Here is an 826-nt window from a genome sequence, read left to right on the forward strand (position 1 = left end):
AAAAAAAATAGGTCAACATCATTGGCAAACGCACTTCGCTCGCCGAATGTTTCAAGGTCGAGGAAGTTAAGATTCTGCGCTTTGCTTGTTGTATTCAATCGAATTGATGAACCACTCTTTGTCACCTTCCGGCGTTCGAACGGTAAATTCTTCATCCACTTGCTTTTTCAACATGGCTCTGGCCATAGGGGAATCAATGGAGATGTAATCTTTGGCATCGCCATATATTTCTTCTGGCCCCACAATGCGGAACTTCTTCACATCACCAGCTTCGTTTTCAATCTCGACCCAAGCACCAAAAAAGACTTTGCCTTCTTGTTGAGGTGAGTAATCTACGATGGTGACTTCAGGTAAAAACTTTCTGAGAAAACGAACGCGTCGATCGATTTGACGCAGCAGTCGTTTATTGAAGGTGTAGTCAGCATTTTCCGAACGATCGCCAAGGCTGGCCGCCCACGTCACGATCTTGGTGATTTCTGGACGCTTTTCATTCCAGAGGTAATCGTGCTCTTGCTTGAGTTTGTTATAACCTTCACGGGTAATCAGCTTAGTTTTCAATTTGGCTCCTATTCATTTCGGCATAAAAAATGCCGCACATTCAGCAGCATCGACGCTTATGCGATCTTCATCCTAAACCTAGAATTATACCCAAAGCCACAAGATTCTCAGAGCGGACTTTGGGTATTGGCAATTAGGTTAGGCGACAGTTCGACTATTTTTCGTAATCTGGTTTTTTCGTCACGATATAATTGGTTTCACTCGCCACTAACGCACCGTGCTTTAAGAAGTTTTTACCCAAAATCATGCTGTAATGAAAGCGTCCGCG

1 protein-coding gene is annotated in these 826 nt (G+C 43.8%); it reads right to left on the minus strand.

Annotation, left to right across the window (positions count from 1 at the left end; genetic code table 11):
• Window positions 1-66: 66 nt before the first annotated feature.
• Window positions 67-558 carry a transcription elongation factor GreB gene (gene greB, locus R7E78_RS25685; protein WP_005458979.1) on the minus strand — a complete coding sequence of 164 codons (492 nt, stop codon included), beginning with the start codon at window positions 556-558 and terminating at the stop codon, window positions 67-69.
• Between the last annotated feature and the right edge of the window lie 268 nt (window positions 559-826).

The sequence above is a fragment of the Vibrio sp. YT-19(2023) genome (assembly GCF_033337395.1).